This window comes from Streptomyces sp. NPDC088810 (assembly GCF_044750305.1).
Classification (GTDB): Bacteria; Actinomycetota; Actinomycetes; order Streptomycetales; family Streptomycetaceae; genus Streptomyces.
Genome location: NZ_JBIVJQ010000001.1, coordinates 268,289 through 290,447 on the forward strand (window position 1 = coordinate 268,289; position 22,159 = coordinate 290,447).

General features: G+C 72.2%; 20 protein-coding genes. 7 read left to right on the top strand and 13 right to left on the bottom strand.

The features are described from left to right. Positions 1 to 22: 22 nt before the first annotated feature. Entirely contained in the window at positions 23 to 343 is a 321-nt protein-coding gene (locus ACIP4Y_RS01210) for a CU044_2847 family protein (RefSeq protein ID WP_401386181.1), read from the bottom strand. Positions 344 to 457: 114 nt separating this feature from the next. Beyond that, positions 458 to 2,326, bottom strand: coding sequence for a glycoside hydrolase family 3 protein (locus ACIP4Y_RS01215; RefSeq protein ID WP_401386184.1), 1,869 nt, complete (start codon positions 2,324 to 2,326; stop codon positions 458 to 460). Positions 2,327 to 2,408: 82 nt separating this feature from the next. Between ACIP4Y_RS01215 and ACIP4Y_RS01220 the strand changes: the two genes are divergently transcribed. Next, the gene (locus tag ACIP4Y_RS01220) at positions 2,409 to 2,939 is read left to right on the top strand and encodes an alpha/beta hydrolase (protein WP_401386187.1); all 531 of its coding nucleotides are present in this window, start codon (positions 2,409 to 2,411) and stop codon (positions 2,937 to 2,939) included. A gap of 112 nt (positions 2,940 to 3,051) precedes the next feature. On the opposite strand, the gene ACIP4Y_RS01225 is transcribed toward ACIP4Y_RS01220, so the two are convergent. From ACIP4Y_RS01225 to ACIP4Y_RS01240, 4 genes are all read right to left on the bottom strand, one after another. Beyond that, the gene (locus tag ACIP4Y_RS01225; protein ID WP_401386190.1) at positions 3,052 to 4,293 is read right to left on the bottom strand and encodes an MFS transporter; all 1,242 of its coding nucleotides are present in this window, start codon (positions 4,291 to 4,293) and stop codon (positions 3,052 to 3,054) included. 99 nt (positions 4,294 to 4,392) lie between these two features. Beyond that, a complete protein-coding gene (locus tag ACIP4Y_RS01230) occupies positions 4,393 to 5,193 on the bottom strand; it encodes a sugar phosphate isomerase/epimerase family protein (RefSeq protein ID WP_401388598.1) in 801 nt (266 codons plus the stop codon). 304 nt (positions 5,194 to 5,497) lie between these two features. Continuing rightward, the gene (locus ACIP4Y_RS01235; RefSeq protein WP_358638397.1) at positions 5,498 to 6,094 is read right to left on the bottom strand and encodes a dihydrofolate reductase family protein; all 597 of its coding nucleotides are present in this window, start codon (positions 6,092 to 6,094) and stop codon (positions 5,498 to 5,500) included. A gap of 116 nt (positions 6,095 to 6,210) precedes the next feature. After that, positions 6,211 to 7,257: a LacI family DNA-binding transcriptional regulator gene (locus tag ACIP4Y_RS01240; protein ID WP_358638399.1), complete on the bottom strand. Its 1,047-nt coding sequence runs from the start codon at positions 7,255 to 7,257 to the stop codon at positions 6,211 to 6,213. Positions 7,258 to 7,468: 211 nt separating this feature from the next. Between ACIP4Y_RS01240 and ACIP4Y_RS01245 the strand changes: the two genes are divergently transcribed. From ACIP4Y_RS01245 to ACIP4Y_RS01255, 3 genes are read left to right on the top strand one after another with little or no spacing between them, the layout of a single operon-like run. Then, complete coding sequence (locus tag ACIP4Y_RS01245; RefSeq protein WP_401386194.1) at positions 7,469 to 8,620, top strand: Gfo/Idh/MocA family protein; 1,152 nt, start codon at positions 7,469 to 7,471, stop codon at positions 8,618 to 8,620. After that, positions 8,617 to 9,768 carry a dihydrodipicolinate synthase family protein gene (locus tag ACIP4Y_RS01250; protein WP_401386197.1) on the top strand — a complete coding sequence of 384 codons (1,152 nt, stop codon included), beginning with the start codon at positions 8,617 to 8,619 and terminating at the stop codon, positions 9,766 to 9,768. The genes ACIP4Y_RS01245 and ACIP4Y_RS01250 overlap by 4 nt, the downstream gene beginning before the upstream one ends. 32 nt (positions 9,769 to 9,800) lie before the next feature. Continuing rightward, positions 9,801 to 10,601: a sugar phosphate isomerase/epimerase family protein gene (locus tag ACIP4Y_RS01255; RefSeq protein ID WP_401388601.1), complete on the top strand. Its 801-nt coding sequence runs from the start codon at positions 9,801 to 9,803 to the stop codon at positions 10,599 to 10,601. Positions 10,602 to 10,786: 185 nt separating this feature from the next. Here the strand turns inward: ACIP4Y_RS01255 and rbsD are convergent, their stop codons facing one another. The 7 genes from rbsD to ACIP4Y_RS01290 all read right to left on the bottom strand — a co-directional run bounded on the left by rbsD (position 10,787) and on the right by ACIP4Y_RS01290 (position 18,551). After that, entirely contained in the window at positions 10,787 to 11,176 is a 390-nt protein-coding gene (rbsD, locus tag ACIP4Y_RS01260; RefSeq protein ID WP_358638405.1) for a D-ribose pyranase, read from the bottom strand. Continuing rightward, positions 11,173 to 12,075 carry a ribokinase gene (locus tag ACIP4Y_RS01265; protein ID WP_401386201.1) on the bottom strand — a complete coding sequence of 301 codons (903 nt, stop codon included), beginning with the start codon at positions 12,073 to 12,075 and terminating at the stop codon, positions 11,173 to 11,175. Before ACIP4Y_RS01265 ends, rbsD begins: the two co-directional genes overlap by 4 nt. A gap of 93 nt (positions 12,076 to 12,168) precedes the next feature. Next, a complete protein-coding gene (locus ACIP4Y_RS01270; RefSeq protein WP_401386204.1) occupies positions 12,169 to 14,118 on the bottom strand; it encodes a substrate-binding domain-containing protein in 1,950 nt (649 codons plus the stop codon). Further along, the gene (locus tag ACIP4Y_RS01275; protein ID WP_401386207.1) at positions 14,108 to 15,628 is read right to left on the bottom strand and encodes a sugar ABC transporter ATP-binding protein; all 1,521 of its coding nucleotides are present in this window, start codon (positions 15,626 to 15,628) and stop codon (positions 14,108 to 14,110) included. The genes ACIP4Y_RS01270 and ACIP4Y_RS01275 overlap by 11 nt, the downstream gene beginning before the upstream one ends. Next, the gene (locus ACIP4Y_RS01280; RefSeq protein WP_401386210.1) at positions 15,625 to 16,674 is read right to left on the bottom strand and encodes a LacI family DNA-binding transcriptional regulator; all 1,050 of its coding nucleotides are present in this window, start codon (positions 16,672 to 16,674) and stop codon (positions 15,625 to 15,627) included. Before ACIP4Y_RS01280 ends, ACIP4Y_RS01275 begins: the two co-directional genes overlap by 4 nt. A 567-nt stretch (positions 16,675 to 17,241) precedes the next feature. Continuing rightward, positions 17,242 to 18,138 carry a hypothetical protein gene (locus tag ACIP4Y_RS01285; RefSeq protein ID WP_401386213.1) on the bottom strand — a complete coding sequence of 299 codons (897 nt, stop codon included), beginning with the start codon at positions 18,136 to 18,138 and terminating at the stop codon, positions 17,242 to 17,244. Continuing rightward, complete coding sequence (locus ACIP4Y_RS01290; RefSeq protein ID WP_401386216.1) at positions 18,138 to 18,551, bottom strand: ATP-binding protein; 414 nt, start codon at positions 18,549 to 18,551, stop codon at positions 18,138 to 18,140. Before ACIP4Y_RS01290 ends, ACIP4Y_RS01285 begins: the two co-directional genes overlap by 1 nt. Before the next feature lie 203 nt (positions 18,552 to 18,754). On the opposite strand from ACIP4Y_RS01290, the gene ACIP4Y_RS01295 reads away from it, so the two are divergent. From ACIP4Y_RS01295 to ACIP4Y_RS01305, 3 genes are read left to right on the top strand one after another with little or no spacing between them, the layout of a single operon-like run. Next, positions 18,755 to 19,591, top strand: coding sequence for a helix-turn-helix transcriptional regulator (locus ACIP4Y_RS01295; RefSeq protein WP_358638492.1), 837 nt, complete (start codon positions 18,755 to 18,757; stop codon positions 19,589 to 19,591). A 7-nt stretch (positions 19,592 to 19,598) separates the two neighbouring features. Then, the gene (locus ACIP4Y_RS01300) at positions 19,599 to 19,793 is read left to right on the top strand and encodes a DUF397 domain-containing protein (protein WP_358638419.1); all 195 of its coding nucleotides are present in this window, start codon (positions 19,599 to 19,601) and stop codon (positions 19,791 to 19,793) included. Between the two features lie 41 nt (positions 19,794 to 19,834). Further along, positions 19,835 to 22,111: an ATP-dependent RecD-like DNA helicase gene (locus ACIP4Y_RS01305; protein ID WP_401386219.1), complete on the top strand. Its 2,277-nt coding sequence runs from the start codon at positions 19,835 to 19,837 to the stop codon at positions 22,109 to 22,111. Positions 22,112 to 22,159: the final 48 nt, after the last annotated feature.

A 22,159-nucleotide genomic window follows, 5' to 3' on the forward strand; every position in this document is an offset into this window, starting at 1 on the left:
TTCGCGAGGGCCCGCCGTCGTGTCATTCATGAGATTTCTGCCAGGACATCGTCACCTGGAGGTGGCAGGTGGCCCGGCCCTTGGTGATCACCGCTCCGGCCTCGACCGCGAGGTCCACCCCGAACGTGACGGTGATCTCGTCGGGCCGGGCCTTGCGCAACTGGTCCAGGGTGGTCTGGGCCGCCTGGGTGACCGGTTCCAGGGCCTCCTGCAGGGTCCGCGGTGCCTCCTGCAGGAAATCCCCGACCCCTCGCGCGGCCTTCACCGGCCCCTCCGGGCCGGCCGGTGCCTCGACCAGGAGGAAGCCTCCGCCCTCCAGCGGGATCCGGGTCAGGAGTGTCACGGCGCCTCCTCCGTTGCGCGTGGGCGTCGGCCGCACGTCCCGGCCAGGATCGGCCATGACCGGCATGTGCCGCAGCCGGACGTGGGCCGTACGGAGGAGGCGGGGCTCCCGCGGCTAGTACCTCAGGCCGTGCCCGACGGGGTACAGCACCCGCGTCGGATCGTCCGCCCGCTGCACCGGCACCGGCAGCTTCCCGCGCGGTGCCACCCGGCCGGCGATGACCCGTGCGGCGGCGCGCAGTTCGACGTCCGTCCAGCAGTACGTGGCCAGGCAGGCCGGGACGGAAGGCAGCTGGGCGACGTCGTACGGGTTGCGGACGGCCACCGCGATCACCGGCCTGCCGGTGCCCAGCAGGCGTTCCACCAGGGTGCGTTGGGTGCTGGTCGCGGTCACGTTGTAGGTGGCCACGACCACCGCGTCAGCGTCCCGGGCGGCCGTGACCGCCTTGTCGACGGTCGCCGCGGAGGGGGCGGTGCCGGTGGACAGGGCGGTGGCGGTGAAGCCCAGCTCGGTGAGGGCGGCGGCCAGGACGCCGGTGGGCGGGCCGGTGGTGCCGGACGGGGAGGCGGGGTCGGCGCCGACGACGAGGAGCCTGCGCTGCCGGCGGCGGTCGAGGGGCAGGGTGCCGTCCTCGTTGACCAGCAGGGTGGTGGTGCGTTCGGCGATGCGGTCGGCCTTGGCCAGGTGGGCCTCGGTGCCCACCGTGCCGTCGACGCCGGCCGGGTCGGCCCAGGGGTCGTCGAAGAGCCCGCGCCGGGCCTTCAGCCGCAGGATGCGCAGGATCGATTCGTCCAGCCGGGCCTCGGTCAGCTCGCCCTCCCGCACGGCCTTCAGCACCGCGTTCCAGGCGACCTCCAGCGACGGCGGGTTGAGCAGCTGGTCCACCCCGGCCTTGAGGGCGAGCACCGGCACCCGGTCGTCGCCGTACTTGGTGCGCACGCCCTGCATGCCCAGGGAGTCGGTGATCACGACCCCGTCGTAGCCGAGTTCCCCGCGCAGGATGCCGGTGAGGATCGGCCGCGAGAGGGTCGCCGGGTCACCGGAGCCGTCCAGGGCCGGGAACTGGATGTGCGCGGTCATGACCGAGTCGATGCCCGCCCGGATCGCGGCCCGGAACGGCACCGCGTCCAGCTCCTCCCACAGCTCCCGGCTGTGCGTGATGACCGGGAAGCCGTAGTGGCTGTCGACGGCGGTGTCCCCGTGGCCCGGGAAGTGCTTGGCGGTCGCCGCGACCCCGGCCGCCTGATAGCCCCTCACCTCGGCGGCGACCAGCTCGGCGACCGCGTCCGGGTCGGCGCCGAAGGAGCGGACGCCGATGACCGGGTTGGCCGGGTTGACGTTCACGTCGGCGTCGGGGGAGTAGTCCTGGTTGATGCCCATCGCACGCAGCTCGGCGCCCGAGATCCGGCCGAGGGTGCGCGCGTCGGAGCGGGAGCCGCCCGCGCCGATCGCCATGGCACCGGGGAAGAGCGTGGCGGGCTTGCCGACCCGGCAGACGGCCCCGTGCTCCTGGTCGGTGGCGATGAGCACCGGCAGACCGCGCGGCTGCTCCAGCGAGGCCCGCTGGATGCCGTTGGACAGGTCGGCGATCTGGTGCGGGTCACGGGTGTTGTGCGCCCAGGTGAAGTAGATGATGCCGCCGACGCGGTACTTCGCGATCAGCTCGGCGGCGGTACGGACGCCGATCTCCTTGAGGTTGGCGTCGATGTCGGCCTGGTCGGGGGCGGTGGCGGAGTGGCCGTAGACCCGCATCACGAAGAGCTGGCCGACCTTCTCCTCCAGGGTCATGCGGGAGACCAGGGCGCGCAGCCGGCGGTCGCCGGAGGCGGCGGCGTGGGCGGTCGCCGGTACGGTCAGCGCGGCTGTGAGGCCCGCGGTGGCGGTGAGGACGGCGCGTCTGGACGGCCGTGCGGTGTTTCCCGTGCTTCCCGTGCGCGTGTCGCTTCCCGTGCCGGTGTCGCTTCCCGTGCTGGTGTCGTGCACGTGCGCTCCTTCCAGAGGAGAACCGCTGAAGGAAACTTCCGAGGAGTCACCAATATCCGGGAAGTTTCTTTCCGTCAAGGGAATGCACAGTAACCAGGAAGGGGCCGCCGACCGCGCATTCCCGGGGCGCGTCCAGCCCCTGGACAGCCGGGACCGCGGCTCCGACGAGGCGTCATCATGCGGCCTTCCTCGCTGCCGCCGCCGATTGGACGCCTCGGGCGAGCGGGTCGTGGTGGCGCACAGCCTGTCCTGCGTGCTGTGGCTGCACGCTGCCGCCCGGGGCATGAAGCAACTGCGGTACGCGGATCGGGTGCTGCTGGTCGCCCCGCCCTCCGGTTCCGTCCTCGCCCGGTACCCGGAGGTGGCCGCCTTCGCGCCGCCCGCGCCCGACTTCACCCTGCCCGGACCGACCCGGCTGGTCGCCGGCGACGACGACCCGTACTGCCCCGAGGGCGCGGGCACGCTCTTCGCCGAGCCGCTCGGCCTCCCCGCCGACATCCTCCCCGGCGCCGCCCACCTCGACCTGGAGGCCGGGTACGACTCCTGGCCGGCGGTTCTGGACTGGTGCGTCGACGGCATCGCCCCGCTGACGCCTCGTCCGGGACTGCGGTAGTCCGGTTGGGGCTTACCGCCGACGTCCTGCCCGGCGCCGCCCGCCTCGCCTGGAGGCCGGGTACGGCTCCTGGCCGCGGTTCTGGACTGGTGCGTCGACGGCACCGCACCGCTCACGCCTCGTCCGGCACCCCGGTAGCCCGGTCGCGCAGCTCCGGGGTCGTCGTCGCGACCGCCGCCACCGCCAGGACGCACAGCAGGCCGCCGCTGATCAGGGCGGTCGTGCCCGAGGTCCAGCCGGCCAGCAGACCGCCGCGCACGTTGCCGAGGCTCGGGCCCGCCTGGCCGACGATCTGCTCGGCCGCCGTGACCCGGCCGAGCAGCGCGTCAGGGGTGCGGGTCTGCACGAGCGTGGAGCGGGAGACCACCGCCGTGGCGTCCGCCGCACCGGCCAGCGCGAGCAGGGCCAGGCCCAGCCAGGGGCTGCCGGCCAGGCCGAACAGGACCAGCGCCGCGCCCCAGGTGGCGGACGCGCACAGCATCACCGGGCCCGGCCGGGCCAGCCGGGTCAGCGGACCGGACAGCGCGGTCGCCGCGACACCGCCCACCGCCAGCGCCGACAGGAACAGGCCGAGGGTGCGCGGATCGCCGCCGAACCGCTCGGCGTTGACCAGCGGGAACAGGCTCACCGGGAACGAGAGCACGGTCGCGGCGAGGTCGGTGACCAGCGCGCCCCGCACCACCCGGTGCCCGGCCAGGAACCGCAGCCCGTCCAGCACCCCGTGCACCCCGGCCCGCGACGGCTCGCCCTGCGGCGGCAGCGCGGGCAGCCCGCGGGCGCCGTGGAAGGCGAGGCCGAAACTGAGGGCGTCCAGCAGATAGCAGACGCCGATGCCGAACCAGCCCACCAGCAGCCCGGCCAGGGCGGGGCCGAGCAGCATCATCGACTGACCGGTGACCTGCTGCAGCGCCAGCCCGGCGGCCACCTGCTCCTTGGGCAGCAGCCGCGGTACGAAGACCCCGGCGGCCGGGGCGCCGAGCGCGCCGAAGGCCGACTGCACGGCGACGAGCAGCAGGACGACCGCCACCGGCACGTGCCCGGTGAAGCCCTGCACGGCCAGCAGCAGCGAGCAGACCGCCTGGCCGACGGTGGCCGCGAGGAAGACCCGGCGCCGGTCCGCCCGGTCCACCCAGGCCCCGGCGAACAGCCCGAACACCACCAGCGGCAGCGCCTGCGCCAGCCCCACCGCACCGGTCCAGGCGGTGCTGCGGGTCATGTCCCAGACCTGGTACATGACCGTCACCATGGTCATGAACCCGCCGAGCACGGACACGGTCCGGCCGATCAGCAGCCGCCGGAAGACGGGGGAGGTGCGCAGTGGTCGTACGTCTATGAGCGAGCGGGCGAGGCTCATGAGCGGAGGCGGGCGCACGGCCCTGGTGGCTGGATCACCGGGGGAGGCTAACCGCGCGCCCGGGCACCCGCCAGCGGATTTCCCTGTCCGGGGCTTCGGTCAGGCCGCCTCGCCCAGCAGCCGCGCCAGATGCTCGCGGCCGGCGCCGAGCAGATCCGGGAGCGCAGCGGCCCCCTCGTACCAGCGCTTCTCGTACTCCCAGCACAGCCAGCCGTCCCAGCCCTGCCGGGACAGCACGTCCACGCACTCGGTGAGCGGCAGCACCCCCGTGCCGAGCGGCAGCGGGGTGGTGTCCTCGGCGGAGGCGATGTCCTTGACCTGGACGTAGCCCAGGTGCGGGGCGAGGGCCGCGTACGTCTCCGACGGCTGCTCACCGCCCAGCCACGTGTGCATCACGTCCCACAGCGCGCCCACCTGCCGGTGGCCGACCGGGCCGAGGATCCGGATCACGTCGGCGCCCGTGCGGTGCGAGTCGTGGGTCTCCAGCAGGATCCGCACGCCCAGCGCGGAGGCGTCCTCGGCGGCGGTGCCGAGCCGCCGGGCGGCGATCGCGTCCGACTCCTCGCGGGGCCGGTCCGGATCGGCACCGGGGAAGACCCGGACGAAGGGCGCGCCCAGGTCGTGGGCCAGCCCGAGGAGGTCCCGGATCTCCGCCAGCACCGGCGCGTCCTCGCCCGGGGCGGCGACACGCGCGTACCCGGCGAGACCGAGCACCTCGACGCCCGCGCTGCGGAACAGAGCCGCGGTCTCGGCGCGTTCGGCGGGCGTCAGGCCCGGGTGCACCGGCTCCTCGGGGTGGGCGCGCAGTTCGACGCCGTGGTAGCCGTGGGCGGTCGCGAGCGCGAGGACGTCCGGCACGGGAAGGCCGGGGACACCGAGAGTGGAGAACGCCAGCTTCATGGTCACGGACCCTACTCGCTCCTACCCCCGCACCCCAGCCGTCACTCACCCGCACCGCCGAGTACCGGCCGATCAGGCGGGGCGGAGGCAGGCGGCGGGCGGGTCGGAGCAAGCGGTGGGTCGCCGCCCGCCGTTGTTCATTCCCGCCGGACCGTATGCGTCACCAGCGCGGTCCGCGCGCGAGCCGCCCGTCCTACGTGCCCCGGGCAAAGACCCTGCCCCGGAGCCGGAGCCGGAGCCGGAGCCGGAGCCGGAGCCGGAGCCGGAGCCGGAGCCGGAGCCGCCCGTGCTCCCGCGCCCGTTCCTACGCCTGACCAGCCGGCCGGTACACGTTCACCTGCGCCCCGGTCTTCGCCGTGGCCGACGACACCAGTTCCCAGGCCCGCTTGCCCCCGTCCGCCGGGAAGATCGACTTCCCGCCGCCGAGCAGCACCGGCATGACCACGAGCTGCAACTCGTCCACCAGCCCGGCCTCGATCAGCGCCCGCACCAGCGTGGGGCTGCCCATCATCGCCAGGTCCCCGCCCTCGGCGGCCCGCAGCTCCCGCACCTTCTCCAGCGCCCGCGCACCCGGGATCCGCACGGTGTCGGCCCAGCTCAGCTCGTCGTCCCCGAGGGTGTCGGACACGACGTACTTGCGCATCGAGTTGAGCCGATCGGCGAAGGGGTCCCCCGCCCGCTCGGGCCACGCGGCGGCCATCGTCAGGTAAGTCCGCCGCCCGTACAGCAGCGCCTCGGCCCGCTCCAGCCCCGCGGCGAACGCCCCGCCGACCACCTCCGGATCGAAGAACGGATGCGACCAGCCCCCGTGCGCGAACCCCCCGTCGGTGTCCTCCTCGGGCCCACCCGGGGCCTGCACGACCCCGTCCAGACTGATGAACTCGGTGACGACGACACGCATGGCGTTGCTCCTCGGGGAAGTGTTCTTCGCTGCGACGATGAAGACGGCCGGCACCCCGAAAACTCATCGGTGCCGTCCGGGAACGGGTGGCGACGCCGCCGCGGCACCCCGCACCCTTACTCCCGCGGCACTCCGGAGGACCCCCGCACCATCAACTCCCCCCGCACCGACGCGATCCCCCCGGGCGGCGGCTCCTCCCGGCCCATCGCGATGCGTCCGGCCCGTGCCCCCGCCTCCGCCAGCGGCAGCCGGACCGTCGTCAGGGACGGCACCGCGTCGATGCTGAAGGGCAGGTCGTCGAAGCCGGCCACCGAGACGTCCCCGGGGATGCGCAGACCGGACTCACGCAGGGCGGCGCAGGCGCCGAGCGCGACGGAGTCGTTCGCGGCGACGATCGCCGTCAGGGAGGGATCACGGCGCAGCAGCTCCAGCGTGGCCTCGTAGCCGGACCGGCGGTCGTAGCGGCCGTGGACCGTCCAGCGCGGGTCCTCCTCGATGCCCGCCGCCGCCAGCGCGGCACGGTGGCCCTCCAGGCGGTGCCGGGTGGTGGTGCGTTCCTCGGGGCCGGCGATGTAGCCGAGCCGGCGGTGGCCGAGGCCGATCAGGTGGTCGGTCAGCGCGCGGGCGCCGCCCCGGTTGTCGAAGGTGAGCGCGACGGCCTGGGTGTCCGGCGCCGGCGGGCGCCCGCACAGCACCACCCGGGTCCCCGCGTCCGCCAGCTTGCGCAGCTTCCCGGCGACCGCCGCCGCGTGCGGCGCGTCCTCCACGGCCCCGCCGGTCAGCACCACGGCCGCGGCCCGCTGCCGCTGGAGCAGCGTGAGGTAGGTCAGTTCGCGCTCGGGGGAGCCGCCGGTGTTGCAGACGACCGCCAGGCGCTCGCCGCCCGCGCGCCCGCCCGGCCCGCCGATCTCGGCCTGGATCGCGCTCGCCATGATCCCGAAGAACGGGTCGGCGATGTCGTTGACGAGGATGCCGACCAGGTCGGAGGTGGCCGCGGCGAGCGCGCTGGCAGGACCGTTGAGGACGTAGTCCAGCTCGTCCACCGCCCGCAGCACCCGTTCGCGCGTGGATGCGGCGACCGGGTAGTTGCCGTTCAGCACGCGCGACACCGTCGCGGGGGAGACCTGGGCGCGGGCCGCCACGTCCGCCAGGGTCACGGTCATCTCGTCGTCCTCCGGTCACGCGTCATGTCGTACGCCCTCGTAGACAGCCAGGCACACGTCCTGGTTCCGAGCAGACCTTAAGGCCACGACCCCCGGTTGTTCGCCCCCTCGAACAACTCGAAGCGGACACGGTCTTGTACAGACCACGCCCAGAGGCTAGCTTCTCCTCAATAGAAAGCGCTTGCTACACCGGCCCACGAAGGGGACTCACGTGACACGCAAGACGGTGCGTATCGCCATGAACGGCGTGACCGGGCGCATGGGCTACCGCCAGCACCTCGTCCGGTCGATCCTCGCCCTGCGCGAACAGGGCGGCCTCGACCTCGGCGACGGCACCGTGCTCTGGCCCGAACCCATCCTGCTCGGCCGCCGCGAACACGCCCTGCGCGAGATCGCCGAGCGGCACGGACTCGACCACGTCTCCACCGACCTGGACGCCGTCCTCGCCGACCCGGGCGTCGACATCTACTTCGACTCCCAGGTCACCTCCGCCCGCGAGGAGGCCCTCACCAAGGCGATCGCGGCCGGCAAGCACATCTACACCGAGAAGCCCACCGCCACCGGCCTCGACGGCGCCCTCGCCCTCGCCCGCCTCGCCCACGACAAGGGCGTCAGGCACGGCGTCGTCCAGGACAAGATCTTCCTGCCGGGCCTGCTGAAGCTGAAGCGGCTCATCGACGGCGGCTTCTTCGGCCGGATCCTCTCCGTGCGCGGCGAGTTCGGCTACTGGGTCTTCGAGGGCGACTGGCAGCCCGCCCAGCGCCCCTCCTGGAACTACCGGGCCGAGGACGGCGGTGGCATCGTCGTCGACATGTTCCCGCACTGGGAGTACGTCCTGCACGAGCTGTTCGGCCGCGTGAAGTCCGTCCAGGCCCTCGCCACCACCCACGTCCCGCAGCGCTGGGACGAACAGGGCAAGCCCTACGACGCCACCGCCGACGACGCCGCCTACGGCATCTTCGAGCTGGAGGGCGGCGCGGTCGCCCAGATCAACTCCTCGTGGGCGGTCCGCGTCAACCGCGACGAACTGGTGGAGTTCCAGGTCGACGGCACCGAGGGCTCGGCCGTCGCCGGACTGCGCAGATGCCGCGTCCAGCACCGCAGCGCCACCCCCAAGCCCGTGTGGAACCCGGACATCCCCGCCACCGAGGTCTTCCGCGCCCAGTGGCAGGAGGTGCCCGACAACGCCGAGTTCGACAACGGCTTCAAGGCCCAGTGGGAGCTGTTCCTCAAGCACGTCTACGCCGACGCCCCCTACCACTGGGACCTGCTGGCCGGCGCCCGCGGCGTGCAGCTCGCCGAACTGGGCCTGCGGTCCTCCGCCGAGGGCCGCCGCATCGACGTACCGGAGATCGCCCTGTGACCATCCACCTCCCCGCGGCGGACGGCACCCTGCGCGCCTACGAGCCCCGCACCGACCCGCCGGCCTTCTCCTCCGCCGCCCCCTTCGCCTCCCGTACGGTCTTCTCTGCGGCCCACGTCGTCGCCGACCCGTACGCCGACGTCTCCCCCGACTCGCCCGCCGCCGTCGACTGGGACGCCACCCTCGCCTTCCGCCGGCACCTGTGGTCCCACGGGCTCGGCGTCGCCGAGGCCATGGACACCGCCCAGCGCGGGATGGGCCTGGACTGGGCGGGCGCCGCCGAGCTGATCCGGCGCAGCGCGGCCGAGGCGCGCGCCGTCGGCGGCCGTATCGCCTGCGGCGTCGGCACCGACCAGCTCACCGCGGGCAGCCCGGCCGGCATCCGCGCGGCCTACGAGGAGCAGCTCGCGGTCGTCGAGGAGGCCGGCGCCCAGGCCGTCCTGATGGCGTCCCGCGCCCTGGCCGCGGCGGCGAAGGGCCCCGAGGACTACCTGGAGATCTACGGCCACCTCCTGCGCCAGGCCGCCGAACCGGTGATCCTGCACTGGCTGGGCCCGATGTTCGACCCGGCCCTGGAGGGCTACTGGGGCTCGGCCGACCTGGACGCGGCCACCGAGACCTTCCTGGAGGTCATCGCCGCGCACCCCGACAAGGTCGACGGCGTCAAGATCTCCCTGCTGGACGCGCAGCGCGAGATCGACCTCAGACGGCGGCTGCCGCAGGGCGTGCGCTGCTACACGGGCGACGACTTCAACTACCCCGAGCTGATCGCGGGCGACGACCAGGGCTTCAGCCACGCCCTGCTCGGCATCTTCGACCCGCTGGGCCCGCTCGCGGCGCAGGCGGTCCGGGTCCTGGACACCGGGGACGTCAAGGGCTTCCGCGAACTCCTCGACCCGACCGTTGCGTTGTCCCGCCACCTCTTCCAGGCCCCCACCCGCTTCTACAAGACGGGTGTGGTCCTGCTCGCCTGGCTCGCCGGCCACCAGAGCCACTTCGTCATGGTCGGCGGCCTCCAGTCGGCGCGCTCCCTGCCGCACCTGGCCCGCGCCTACGAACTCGCCGACTCCCTCGGCCTGTTCCCGGACCCCAAGCTGGCGGAGGAGCGGATGAAGAGCCTGCTGAGTGTGTACGGGGTGGACCGGTGAGCACGGATCTCGCGCGTTTCTCCATCAACCAGATGACGGTCAAGCAGCTGTCGATGCCCGAACTGGTCGACGCCTGCGGCCCATTGGGCATCGGACAGGTGGGCCTGTGGCGGGAGCCGGTCCAGGCGTACGGTCTGGAGGCGACCGCCAAGCTGGTCCGCGACGCCGGCCTGACGGTGACGACGCTGTGCCGGGGCGGCTTCCTCACGGCGACCGACCCCGCCGAGCGGTCCGCGGCGCTGGCCGACAACCACGCGGCCGTCGACGAGGCCGCCGCGCTCGGCACGGACACCCTGGTCCTGGTCTCCGGCGGCCTCCCGATGGGCAGCAAGGACCTGCACGGCGCCCGGGAGCGCATCGCGGACGCCCTCGCCGTCCTCGCCCCGTACGCGGCCGAACGCGGGGTACGGCTCGCCATCGAACCCCTGCACCCCATGTACGCCGCCGACCGCTGCGTGGTCTCCACCCTCGCCCAGGCCCTGGACCTCGCCGAACGCTTCCCCGCGCACCAGGTCGGGGTGACCGTGGACACGTACCACGTGTGGTGGGACGACCAGGCGCCCGCCCAGATCGCCCGCGCGGGCGCGGCCGGCCGGATCCACGCCTTCCAGCTCGCCGACTGGACCACCCCGCTGCCCGAGGGCGTCCTCACCGGCCGCGGCCAGATCGGCGACGGCTCGATCGACATGCGTGCATGGAAGGGCTACGTGGAGGCCGCCGGCTACACCGGACCCATCGAGGTCGAGCTGTTCAACGAGGACCTGTGGGCCCAGGACGGCCGGGAGGTCCTCGCCCGGACGGCCGAGCGGTTCGTGGAGCACGTGATCCGCTAGCGGGCCGGCGCGAGAAAAATCCGCGGAAGCGGGTGCAACCATTCCGCCGCCTGCGGTGTCGTACATGGCGTCGGAACCACGGGGGACCCGGGGGGGTTGCGGGTTCCGGCGGGGAGGGGAGAACGAGGGGGCGTGACCGGGCCTGCGGCCGGGAAACGCCCCCTCGAAACGTCTGCGACGGCCGGCTAGAAGAACACCCCGCAGCGCAGCAGCACGTTCGCGTACGGCCGGGCCTCCCCGGTGCGGACGATCAGCCGGGCCCCGGCCGACCGCTCCTTCAGCCGCTCGTGCGGGACGAGCGCCAGCTCCGGGAAGCGGCCCGCCAGCAGCTCGGCCGCCGCGGGATTGGCCGCCCGTACCTCCTGCGCCGCCGTGGCGCCCTCCACCACCAGCTCGGCCAGCAGACCGTCCAGCACGTCGGCGAACGACGGGACACCGGCCCGGAACGCCAGGTCCACGACCCGGGGTCCCTCGGGTATCGGCATGCCCGCGTCGCAGACCAGCACCTGGTGCCCGTGGCCCAGCTCGGCCAGCGCACCGGCCAGATGCCGGTTGAGGATCCCCGCCTTCTTCACAGCGCGTCCACCTCCGCCGCCGTCGGGTACGACTCCTGCGCGCCCCGCTTGGTCACGGCCGCCGCGCCGACCCGGGCCGCGTACGCCGCCGCCTCCGCCAGAGCCGCACCCGCGCCCAGCCTCCAGGCCAGGGCCGCCGTGAACGCGTCCCCGGCACCGGTGGTGTCCACCGCGTCCACCTTCACCGACGGCACCCGGGTCACCCCGGAGGCGTCGCCCGCCAGCGCCCCCTCCGCGCCCAGCGTCACCACCACCGAGCGCGGACCCTTGGCCAGCAGCAGCCGGGCCCAGTCCGCGGGGTCCTCGCTCACACAGGCGGCACCGAGGATCACCCGTGCCTCGTGCTCGTTCACGATCAGCGGGTCACAGGCCGCCAGCACCTCCGCGGGCAGCTCACGCGGCGGGGACGGGTTCAGCACGAAGCGGCTGCCCGGCGCCAGGTTCCGCACCACCTCCACGACCGTCTCCAGCGGGATCTCCAGCTGCGCCGACACCACCCGGGAGGCGTGGAAGAGGCTCGTCGCCGCCCGCACGTCCGCGGGCAGCAGACGGGAGTTGGCGCCCGGCGACACCACGATGCTGTTGTCACCGGACGGGTCCACGGTGATCAGCGCGACCCCCGTCGGGGCCCCGCCCACCAGCACCCCCACCGTGTCGACCCCGGCCGCGCGCAGGGAGTCGAGCAGCAGCCGGCCGTGGCCGTCGTCGCCGACCCGCGCCAGCAGGGCCGTACCGGCGCCCAGCCGGGCGGCGGCGACCGCCTGGTTGGCACCCTTGCCGCCCGGGTACACGGCCAGGTCGCCGCCGAGCACGGTCTCGCCGGCGGCCGGCCGCCGCCCGACATCGATCACCAGGTCGGCGTTGGCCGAGCCCACGACCAGAAGGTCGTAGTCGTACATCAGTTGACTCCCCTGAGAGATGACCCGGGGCGGACGGCCGGCACCCGGGGTGTACGCCACCCCGGGTACGGCCGCCCGCCCGGTCGTCCGTTGTCAGCCGCTGAAGCCGGCCACGTTGTCCTTCGTGACCACCTTCACCGGCACCTTCACCGTCGGCTCCACCTTCTCGCCGCGGACCGCCTTGAGGGCGTTGTCCACGGCGATCCGCCCCAGCTGCGAGGGCTGCTGGGCGACGGACGCGTACAGCGTGCCGCCCTCGACCGCCTTCAGCCCGTCCGGGGTGCCGTCGAAACCGACCACCTGCACCGACCGGCCGGCCTTCGAGCCGAGCGCCTTGACCGCGCCCAGGGCCATCTCGTCGTTGGCGGCGATGACGCCCTGCACGTCCGGGTGGGCCTGGAGCAGGTTCGACATCACGTCGAGGCCCTTGGTGCGGTCGAAGTCGGCGGGCTGCTGGGCCAGCACCCGGATGCCCGGGTAGGCCCTGAGGCCCCGGGCGAACCCGGCCGCCCGCTCGCGCGCCGCCGACGTGCCCGCCTGGCCCTGCAGGATGACGATCTTCCCCTCGCCGCCCAGCTTCTCCGCGAGGGTCTTCGCGGCCAGCTCGCCGCCGGCGACGTTGTCCGAGGCCACCAGGGCGTCCACGGACGCCTTGTTGACACCGCGGTCGACGGCGATCACCGGGATCCCCGCCTTGTCGGCGGCCTTGACGGAGTTGCCCGCCGCGTCCGAGTCCACCGGGTTGACGATGATCGCGCCGAGCCTGGAACTGGTGAAGTTCTGCAGCTGGTTGGCCTGCTGGGAGGCGTCGTTCTGGGCGTCGGTGACGGTCAGGTCCACGCCCAGCTTCTCCGCCTCGGCCTGGGCGCCCGCCCGGATCTGCACGAAGAACGGGTTGTTGAGCGTGGACAGCGACAGGCCCAGCTTCGGGTTCGCGGACGACGGGGAACCGCCGTGCAGGAACGAGGTGGCGCCGACGACGGCGACGGTGACCACGGCGGCCAGCGCGTACGTCACCGCCTGCCGGCCCGTCGGCCCGCCCGCACCGGCGGCCACCGCAGTCGCCCCGGCCTTGCGGCGCACGGTGTCCAGCAGCACCGCCAGCGCGATCACGACACCGATCACGACCTGCTGCCAGAACGCCGACACCGACAGCAGGTTGAGCCCGTTGCGGAGCACCGCCAGGATCAGCGCGCCGATCAGCGTGCCGGACGCCTTTCCGGTGCCGCCCGCCAGCGAGGCGCCGCCGATGACGACCGCGGCGATGGCGTCCAGCTCGTAGCCGTCGGCGGCCTGCGGCTGTGCCGAGGACAGCCGGGCGGCCAGCACGACGCCCGCGACGGCGGCGAACACACCGGACAGGGCGTAGACGGCGAGCTTCTGCCGGTGGACGCGCAGGCCCGACAGCCGCGCGGCCTCCTCGTTGCCGCCGATCGCGTACATGGACCGGCCGATGTACGTCCGTCCCAGCACGAACGCGGCGAACAGCCCCATCACCACCATGACCAGCACCGGCACCGGCAGCCAGCCGCCGAGGGTGTCCCCGAGGTGGGAGACCGAGTCCGGGAACGCGATGGGGGAGCCCTGCGAGATCACCAGGGCCAGACCGCGGCCCACCGAGAGCATGGCCAGCGTCGCGATGAACGGCGGCAGCTTGCCGTAGGCGATGAGGAAACCGTTCACCAGACCGGCGACCACACCCGTGGCGACCGCCATCAGCACCGCGAGCACGACCGGCACCCCGTGGGAGGTCGCGCTCCAGGCCAGCACGGTCGCCGACAGGGCGGCCACCGAGCCGACGGACAGATCGATGCCCGCCGAGACGATCACGAACGTCACACCGAAGGCGAGGATCGCCGTCACGGCCGCCTGGACGCCGATGTTCAGCAGGTTGTCCGTCGTCAGGAAGTCGCCGGACAGCGCCGACAGGGCGACGACGAGGACGATCAGCGCGGTGAGCGCGCCGTTGTCGAGGAGCAGCCGGCGCAGGCCGCCCGGGGCGCCACTCGCGCCCGTCGTGCTCTTGAGCGTGTCAGTGGCCACGGGTGGCCTCCCGTTCGGTAGTAAGGGTGCTCACGGCGAGGGACATCACCGTGTCCTGCGTGGCCTCGCCGGCGGAGAGTTCACCGGCGATCCGGCCCTGGGCCATCACCAGCACCCGGTCGCTCATGCCGAGCACCTCGGGCAGATCGCTGGAGATCATCAGGACGGCGGCCCCGGCGGCCGTCAGTTCGTTGATCAGCTGGTAGATCTCGACCTTGGCGCCGACGTCGATACCGCGCGTCGGCTCGTCCAGGATCAGCACCTTGGTGTCTGCCAGCAGCCACTTGCCGATGACGACCTTCTGCTGGTTGCCGCCGGACAGGGTCCTCACCTGCTGCCCGAGGCCCGCCATCCGCACGTTCAGCTGCCCGGCGATCCGCTCCGCGGCCGCGTACTGCGCCTTGCGGTCGACCAGCCCCGCCCGGGTGGCGGACCGCAGCGTGACGAGCCCCAGGTTCTCCTCGACGGAGGCGTCCAGCACCAGTCCCTGGCCCTTGCGGTCCTCCGGTACGAGCCCGATCCCGGCCGCCATCGCCGCGTTCACGTCGTGCCGCCTGACCTGCGTACCGGAGACCCGCACGACCCCGTGGTCGTACGGATCGGCGCCGAACACCGCCCGCACGACCTCCGTCCGCCCGGCGCCCACGAGGCCCGCGATGCCGACGACCTCGCCGGCGTGCACCTCGAAGCTCACGTCGTGGAAGACGCCGTCCCGGCCGAGCCCCTCGACGGACAGCAGTGGGGCGCCCTTCTCCGGCCTCTCCCGCGGGTACTGCTGCTCGATGGACCGCCCCACCATCAGCCGTACCAGCTCGTCCTCGGGCGTGGCGGCGGGCACCCGGCCCACGCTCCGCCCGTCCCGGATGACGGTGACCCGGTCCCCCAGAGCGGCGATCTCCTCCAGGTGATGGGTGATGAACACGATCCCCACGCCGTCCGCGCGCAGCGACCGCACGATGGCGAAGAGCTTCTCCACCTCCTCCGAGGTGAGCACGGCGGTCGGCTCGTCCATGACGAGGACGCGCGCGTCGAGGCTGAGCGCCTTGGCGATCTCGACCATCTGCAGCCGCGCGATCCCCAGTTCCCGCACGCGCGCGCGTGGCGAGACGTGGACCCCGACCCGCTTCAGCAGCGCTTCGGCCTCGGCCTCCATCCGCTTCCGGTCGATCATCCCGAAGCGGCGCGGCTGCCGCCCCAGGAAGATGTTCTCGGCGACGGTCAGATCGGGCACCAGGTTGAACTCCTGGTAGATGGTGGCGATACCGAGCCGCTCGGAGTCCTGCGCACCGTGGATGCGCACCTCCTCACCGCCTACGAGAATCCGGCCGGCGTCGGGGGTGTAGGCCCCGGAGAGCATCTTGATCAGCGTGCTCTTGCCGGCGCCGTTCTCACCGAGCAGCACATGGACCTCACCCCGGCGCAGGTCGAAGTCGACGCCGTCGAGCGCGACCACGCCGGGGAAGGTCTTGCGTATGCCCTCGATGCGCAGCAACTCGTCCGGGTTGCTCACGACGTGCTCCTTTGCACTGGGGAGGGGGACTGCGTGGGGGGTGTGGTCCGGGGTGCGGCTTCTCCGCACGAGCGGCGCACGACGAGCCGCGCGGCCAGCGTGACGGACTGCGGGGCACGCCCCTCGATCCGGTCGACCAGGGCGCGTACGGCGGCCCGCCCCAGCTCGCCGGTGGGCTGGGCGATCGCGGTGACCGGTGGATCGGTGTGCACGAACCAGGGGATGTCGTCGAACGCGGCGAGCGCGATGTCGTCCGGCACGCGCAGCCCGCGCGCGCGTACGGCGTCCAGCGCGCCGAGCGCCATCAGGTTGTCGGCCGCGAACACGACCTCGGGCGGCTCCGGCAGATCCAGGAACCCCTCGGTGACCCGCCGCCCGCTCTCGGCCTGGAAGTCGCCCTGCCCGATGTAGGCATCCGGCAGCGGAAGCCCGTACTCGGCGAGCGCGGCCCGGAAGGCCTCGACCCGCTCGCTGCCGGTGGTGGTGGCGGCCGGCCCGGCGATGATGGCGAGCCGCCGGTGCCCTAGCCCGTACAGGTGGGCGACGAGATCCCGCACGGCCTCGCGCCCGTCGGCCCGGACCACCGGGACATCCACCCCCGGGATCCACCGGTCGACGAACACCATGGGAGTCCCGGCCCGAGCGGCATCGAGCATCAGGGGCGACCCGCCATCGGTGGGCGACACCAGCAGCCCGTCGATCCGCCGGTCGAGCAGATTCCGCACGTGATGGTCCTGCAGCTCCGGCCGCTCGTCGGCGTTGCCGATGATCACGCTGTACCCGAGCGCCCGGGCCTCCTCTTCGACGGACCGCGCCAGCTCGGTGAAGTAAGGATTCAGCACGTCGCTGATGACGAGCCCGAGGGTGTGCGTCTGATCGGTCCGCAGCGACCGGGCGACGGCATTGGGCCGATACCCCAGGTCCGCCACGGCCCCCATCACCCGCGCCCGCGCCTCGGCACTGACGGACGGATGCCCGTTCAGCACCCGCGACACGGTCGCCACGGACACCCCCGCCGCAGCGGCGACATCCTTGATACTCGCCATCGCCGGCCCCACCTCCTCGTGGACTCGTGGAATCGATTACATCCCTCGGCGTAGGAAGGATTGGAATCGATTACACGGGCGCGGGCAAGAGGCGGGAGGTGGCCGAAACCCAATCGTGACCGGGGCACCCGACGCCCCCGCCGCCGTCCGCCGTACTACGCGGGCGGGGATGCAGGGGCGACCGGAGCCTTGCGCGACCAGAAGTCGCAGTGGAGGTACGCAAGCCCCCTGGACTTGGAGGCCTCCGGGTCGAGAGGCTTCCGCGACGGCTCGGTTGCCTTCGGCAGGGCGCGCGCCGGCGCCTCGCCGGACGCCGCCGCGTCCCGCCCACAACCGTGAGCCGCCAAGCTCTGCCGGCGTGCCGCCGCCCAGCCGTCGCGTCCCACCCCGCCCACCCGGCGTCCATGCGAGGCGCGAGCGCGCACCCCCTCCCACGGTGCTGCTCGGCATGCCCAAGGGCCCGGTACCGGGCTGGGCCACCGCTGTTCCGGGCCGCTCGCTCGCTTCTGACGCGGACCACGGAGGCACGACACCGGCCGGGAAGCGAGCGGCCCGACGGTCATGTGCTCACTCCTCGGCGAACAACTCCGTCGCCTCGGCCGCGTGGACGGCGCGCTGGGCCCAGACCTCCAGCTGGCCGAGGTCCGTGCAGGTCCCGACGCGCTGGCGGACTTCCTCGGGCACCGAGATACCCCGCCATTCGAGGATGCGGAGGGTCATTTCCTGGCGGTCCTGGATGCGCCCCTGTTCCAGGCCCTGTTCTCGCCCTTCTTCGCGTACCTGCTCAGCCAGCGGGTGTCGCCAGAAGTACTGGATCGCCGTCATCAATTCCCTCCACATCTGCTTCGCCTGGGGATCGGCCAGGCAGGAGTCGACGAACTGCACGAAGACCGCGGCACTGTCGGGGTCGATGGTCCGCAGGGCGGATGCCAGGGACTCCAGTATGGCCGCCGCCTGCGGACCACGCCCGTGTGTCATCGCCGACAGCACCGCAAGAGGGACATCCCGCTCGGCCTGCCGCTCGTCCGCGATCACCGGCACGTTGTCCGGCCCCAGCACCAGCGGACGCACCGTCAGCGAGTCCCACCCCGGGAAACCGAGCCGGATCGGACGGGACGCCCACTTCGCCGTGGCACTGCTCTGCGTGATGACGATGAGCACCGGCTCGCACCGGTACTTCTCGTACAGGTACGACAGGTAGTACGGCCAGCTGCCCCGCTTCCGGTCGTCCACCTTGCCCTGCGACTCCACCACCAGCAGGTACGTGCCCTCGTCCGTCTCCGCCCGCAGCAACGTGTCCACCCGGCGCTCGACCGGTTCGATCTCCGTCAGGTCCACGTTCAGTGCCGCGATCTCCCTCGGCTCGGGAAACGGCACGTGCAGCACCTTCTGTAACGCCTTCGTCAGCAGCGTCGGATCCTTCTGGAAGATCCGGTGCAGCGCCTCATGCGACGAGCCGACCATCACGCCACCCCCAGCTCACACCACACGTACTTCCCCCGGTCCCCGAACCGGGCCGAGGGCTGCCACCCCCAGTACTCCGCGCAGGCCGTCACCAGGCCCAGCCCCCGCCCGTCCTCCCGCTCCAGCGACTGCTCCAACGGCACCGGCGGCTCCGGCGGCGCCGGGTCCGTGTCCCACGCCCCGATCCACACCAGGCCCTCCAGGGAGCGGCGCACCCGCAGCGCCGCCGGCCCCTTGGTGTGCCGCACCGCGTTGGACACCAACTCCGTCGCCAGCAGCTCCGCCGTGTCCACGAGCCCGGTCAGGTCGTGCATCGTCAGGATCACGCGCAGGGTGCGGCGGCAGACGGTCACGGCTCTCGGGTCGTTGGGGATGTAGAGCGTGTAGTCCCAGGTGTCGTCGCTTGTGGGCATGTGTCATCAACTCCGGCGAGTGAGGGGGAAATTGGGCGCGCGGTGGCATTGCCGTAGCCGTCATGGCAGGACGGCACGGTGCGCTTCCGCTGCGTGTGCGCTGCATCACCGAACGTAGACTTAAGTGTTTAGGTCGTGCAAGCCGGTCGCGTAATCTGTCGCTCGAAAGAGCAGCTTCAGCAGGGGCGTTGGAAGGGCAGGCCATGGTGTTGAGGAGCGAGCCAACGGCACGACAGATGCGCCTGGCCATCGAGCTGCGCAGACTTCGCGAGGCGGCAGGGTTCACCGCCAGGGAAGCGGCGGCGCTTCTCGGTGTGAGTGCTCCGCAGATCAGTCAGATCGAGGCAGGTCTTTCGGGCGTGAGCGAGAAGCGGCTGCGTCGCCTGGCGTCCCACTATGCCTGCGCGGACGAAGACTTCATCGACGCCCTGGTAGCGATGGCCACCGATAGGACACGCGGCTGGTGGGAGGAGTACCGGGGGCTGCTGCCGACCTCGTTCCTGGACCTCGCGGAGCTGGAGCGTCACGCCACGTTCCTGTGCGAGGTGGCGATCCTGCACGTGTCCGGCCTGGTGCAGACGGAGGAGTACGCCCGCGCTGTCTTTTCTTCCAGGGTGCCCGAACTGACTTCGGAGGAGTTGGAGTTGCGGGTCCGCCACCGAATGCAGCGCCAGCGGTTCACCATCCCGTACGAGTTGGTGATCCACGAGGCGGCCCTGCGTATCAGGGTCAGCGACCGTAGCGCCTCCCGAGCCCAGCTTGCCAAGTTGCTGCAACTGTCCGAGGCGGACGACATCACGGTACGCGTCGTCCCCTTTGACTTGGACGGTTTCACCAGGGCTTCAAGCACGATGACGTACGTGGGTGGCCCTCTGCCGAAGCTGGACACGGTGGTACGGGACGCGCCTCACGGGTCAGTGTTCATCGATTCCGAAGCGCAGCTCAACGCCTATCGAACCCGCTTCCGTATGGTGAAGGATGTTTCGCTCGAACCCGACCAGTCGCGCGACTTCATCCACAAGCTGGCCAAGGAGCTGTGAGGTACCCATGACCACCCTCGTCAACTGGCGTAAGTCGTCGTACTCGGGCGAGGGCGACGGAAACGCCTGCGTAGAAATCGCCACCACCCCCACCCACACAGCCATCCGTGACTCAAAGGCCCCCACCCGCACCCCCCTCACCTTCCCCACCCCCGCCTTCACCGCCTTCCTCCGGGCCCTCAAGGCACACCCCCGCCCCTGATCCGGTAACCCGTTGTCACACCCCACCGGTACCGTCGGATCATGGCTCAAGAGGCGGGGACCCAGGCCGGTGAGCGGCGGCTTGCCGTGGTCGAAGGCGTGCTGGAGCGGGTCACGTACGTCAACGAGGAGAACGGCTACACGGTGGCCCGGGTCGACACGGGAAGAGGCGCCGGCGACCTCCTCACCGTCGTCGGCGCGCTGCTCGGCGCCCAGGTGGGGGAGTCCCTGCGGATGGAGGGCCGCTGGGGCTCGCACCCGCAGTACGGCAAGCAGTTCCATGTCGAGAACTACACGACCGTGCTGCCGGCCACCGTGCAGGGCATCCGGCGCTACCTGGGATCGGGGCTGGTCAAGGGGATCGGGCCGGTCTTCGCCGACCGCATCACGCAGCACTTCGGGCTGGACACGCTGCGGATCATCGAGGAGGAGCCGAAGCGGCTGATCGAGGTGCCGGGGCTCGGACCGAAGCGCACCAAGAAGATCGCGGACGCCTGGGAGGAGCAGAAGGCGATCAAGGAGGTCATGCTCTTCCTGCAGACCGTCGAGGTGTCCACGTCCATCGCCGTGCGGATCTACAAGAAGTACGGCGACGAGTCGATCTCGGTCGTCAAGGAGCAGCCGTACCGGCTGGCGGCCGACGTCTGGGGCATCGGCTTCCTGACCGCCGACAAGATCGCCCAGTCGGTCGGCATCCCGCACGACAGCCCGGAGCGGGTGAAGGCCGGCCTGCAGTACGCGCTGTCGCAGTCCGCCGACCAGGGGCACTGCTTTCTGCCGGAGGAGCGGCTGATCGCCGATGCGGTCAAGCTGCTCCAGGTCGACACCGGGCTGGTCATCGAGTGTCTCGCCGAGCTGGGCCGGGCGCCGGAGGAGGGGGCCGATCCGGGGGTCGTACGGGAGAAGGTGCCCGGGCCCGACGGCGGCGAGGAGCCGGTCAGCGCCGTCTACCTCGTGCCCTTCCACCGGGCCGAACTGTCCCTGTCGGCCCAGCTGCTGCGGCTGCTGCGCACGGACCAGGACCGGATGCCGGGCTTCCGGGACGTGGACTGGGGCAAGGCGCTCGGATGGCTGAAGACGCGCACCGGGGTCGACCTCGCGCCCGAGCAGGAGGCGGCCGTGAAGCTCGCGCTGACCGAGAAGGTCGCCGTCCTCACCGGGGGGCCGGGGTGCGGGAAGTCGTTCACCGTGCGTTCGATCGTGGAGCTGGCCCGGGCCCGGCGGGCCAGGGTGGTGCTGGCCGCTCCGACCGGCCGGGCGGCCAAGCGGCTGGCGGAGCTGACCGGCGCGGAGGCCTCCACCGTGCACCGGCTGCTGGAGCTGAAGCCGGGCGGCGACGCGGCCTATGACCGGGACCGGCCGCTGGATGCCGACCTGGTGGTCGTGGACGAGGCGTCGATGCTGGACCTGCTGCTCGCCAACAAGCTGGCGAAGGCCGTACCGCCGGGGGCGCATCTGCTGTTCGTGGGGGACGTGGACCAGTTGCCGAGCGTCGGTGCCGGTGAGGTCCTGCGGGACCTGCTCGCCGACGGCAGCCCCGTCCCGGCCGTACGGCTCACCCGGGTCTTCCGGCAGGCCCAGCAGTCGGGTGTCGTCACGAACGCGCACCGGATCAACGCGGGGCAGCATCCGCTCACCGACGGGCTGAAGGATTTCTTCCTCTTCGTCGAGGACGACACGGAGGCGGCCGGCCGGCTCACCGTCGACGTGGCCGCGCGGCGGATTCCGGCCAAGTTCGGGCTGGACCCCCGCCGGGACGTGCAGGTGCTGGCGCCGATGCACCGGGGGCCGGCCGGGGCGGGCGCGCTCAACGGGCTGCTCCAGCAGGCCATCACGCCGGGGCGCCCCGATGTGCCGGAGAAGCGGTTCGGCGGCCGGGTGTTCCGTGTCGGCGACAAGGTCACCCAGATTCGTAACAATTACGAGAAAGGGAAGAACGGTGTCTTCAACGGCACCGTGGGTGTCGTCACCTCGCTCGATCCGGTCGACCAGCGCCTGACCGTGCTGACGGACGAGGATGAGGAGGTTCCGTACGAATTCGACGAACTGGACGAACTGGCGCACGCGTACGCGGTGACCATTCACCGCTCGCAGGGCAGTGAATATCCCGCGGTGGTGATCCCCGTCACCACAGGGGCATGGATGATGCTCCAGCGGAACCTGCTCTACACGGCGGTGACCCGGGCCCGTCAGCTGGTCGTCCTCGTCGGTTCCCGCAGGGCGATCGGGCAGGCGGTGCGCACGGTGTCGGCCGGACGGCGCTGTACGGCCCTCGACTTCAGGCTCGGTACAAAAAATGATCGATCAAATGAGTCATGAAGGTCACAGAGCACTTCCAGATGCCCCTCGGAGGGGGCAGGATGAGCA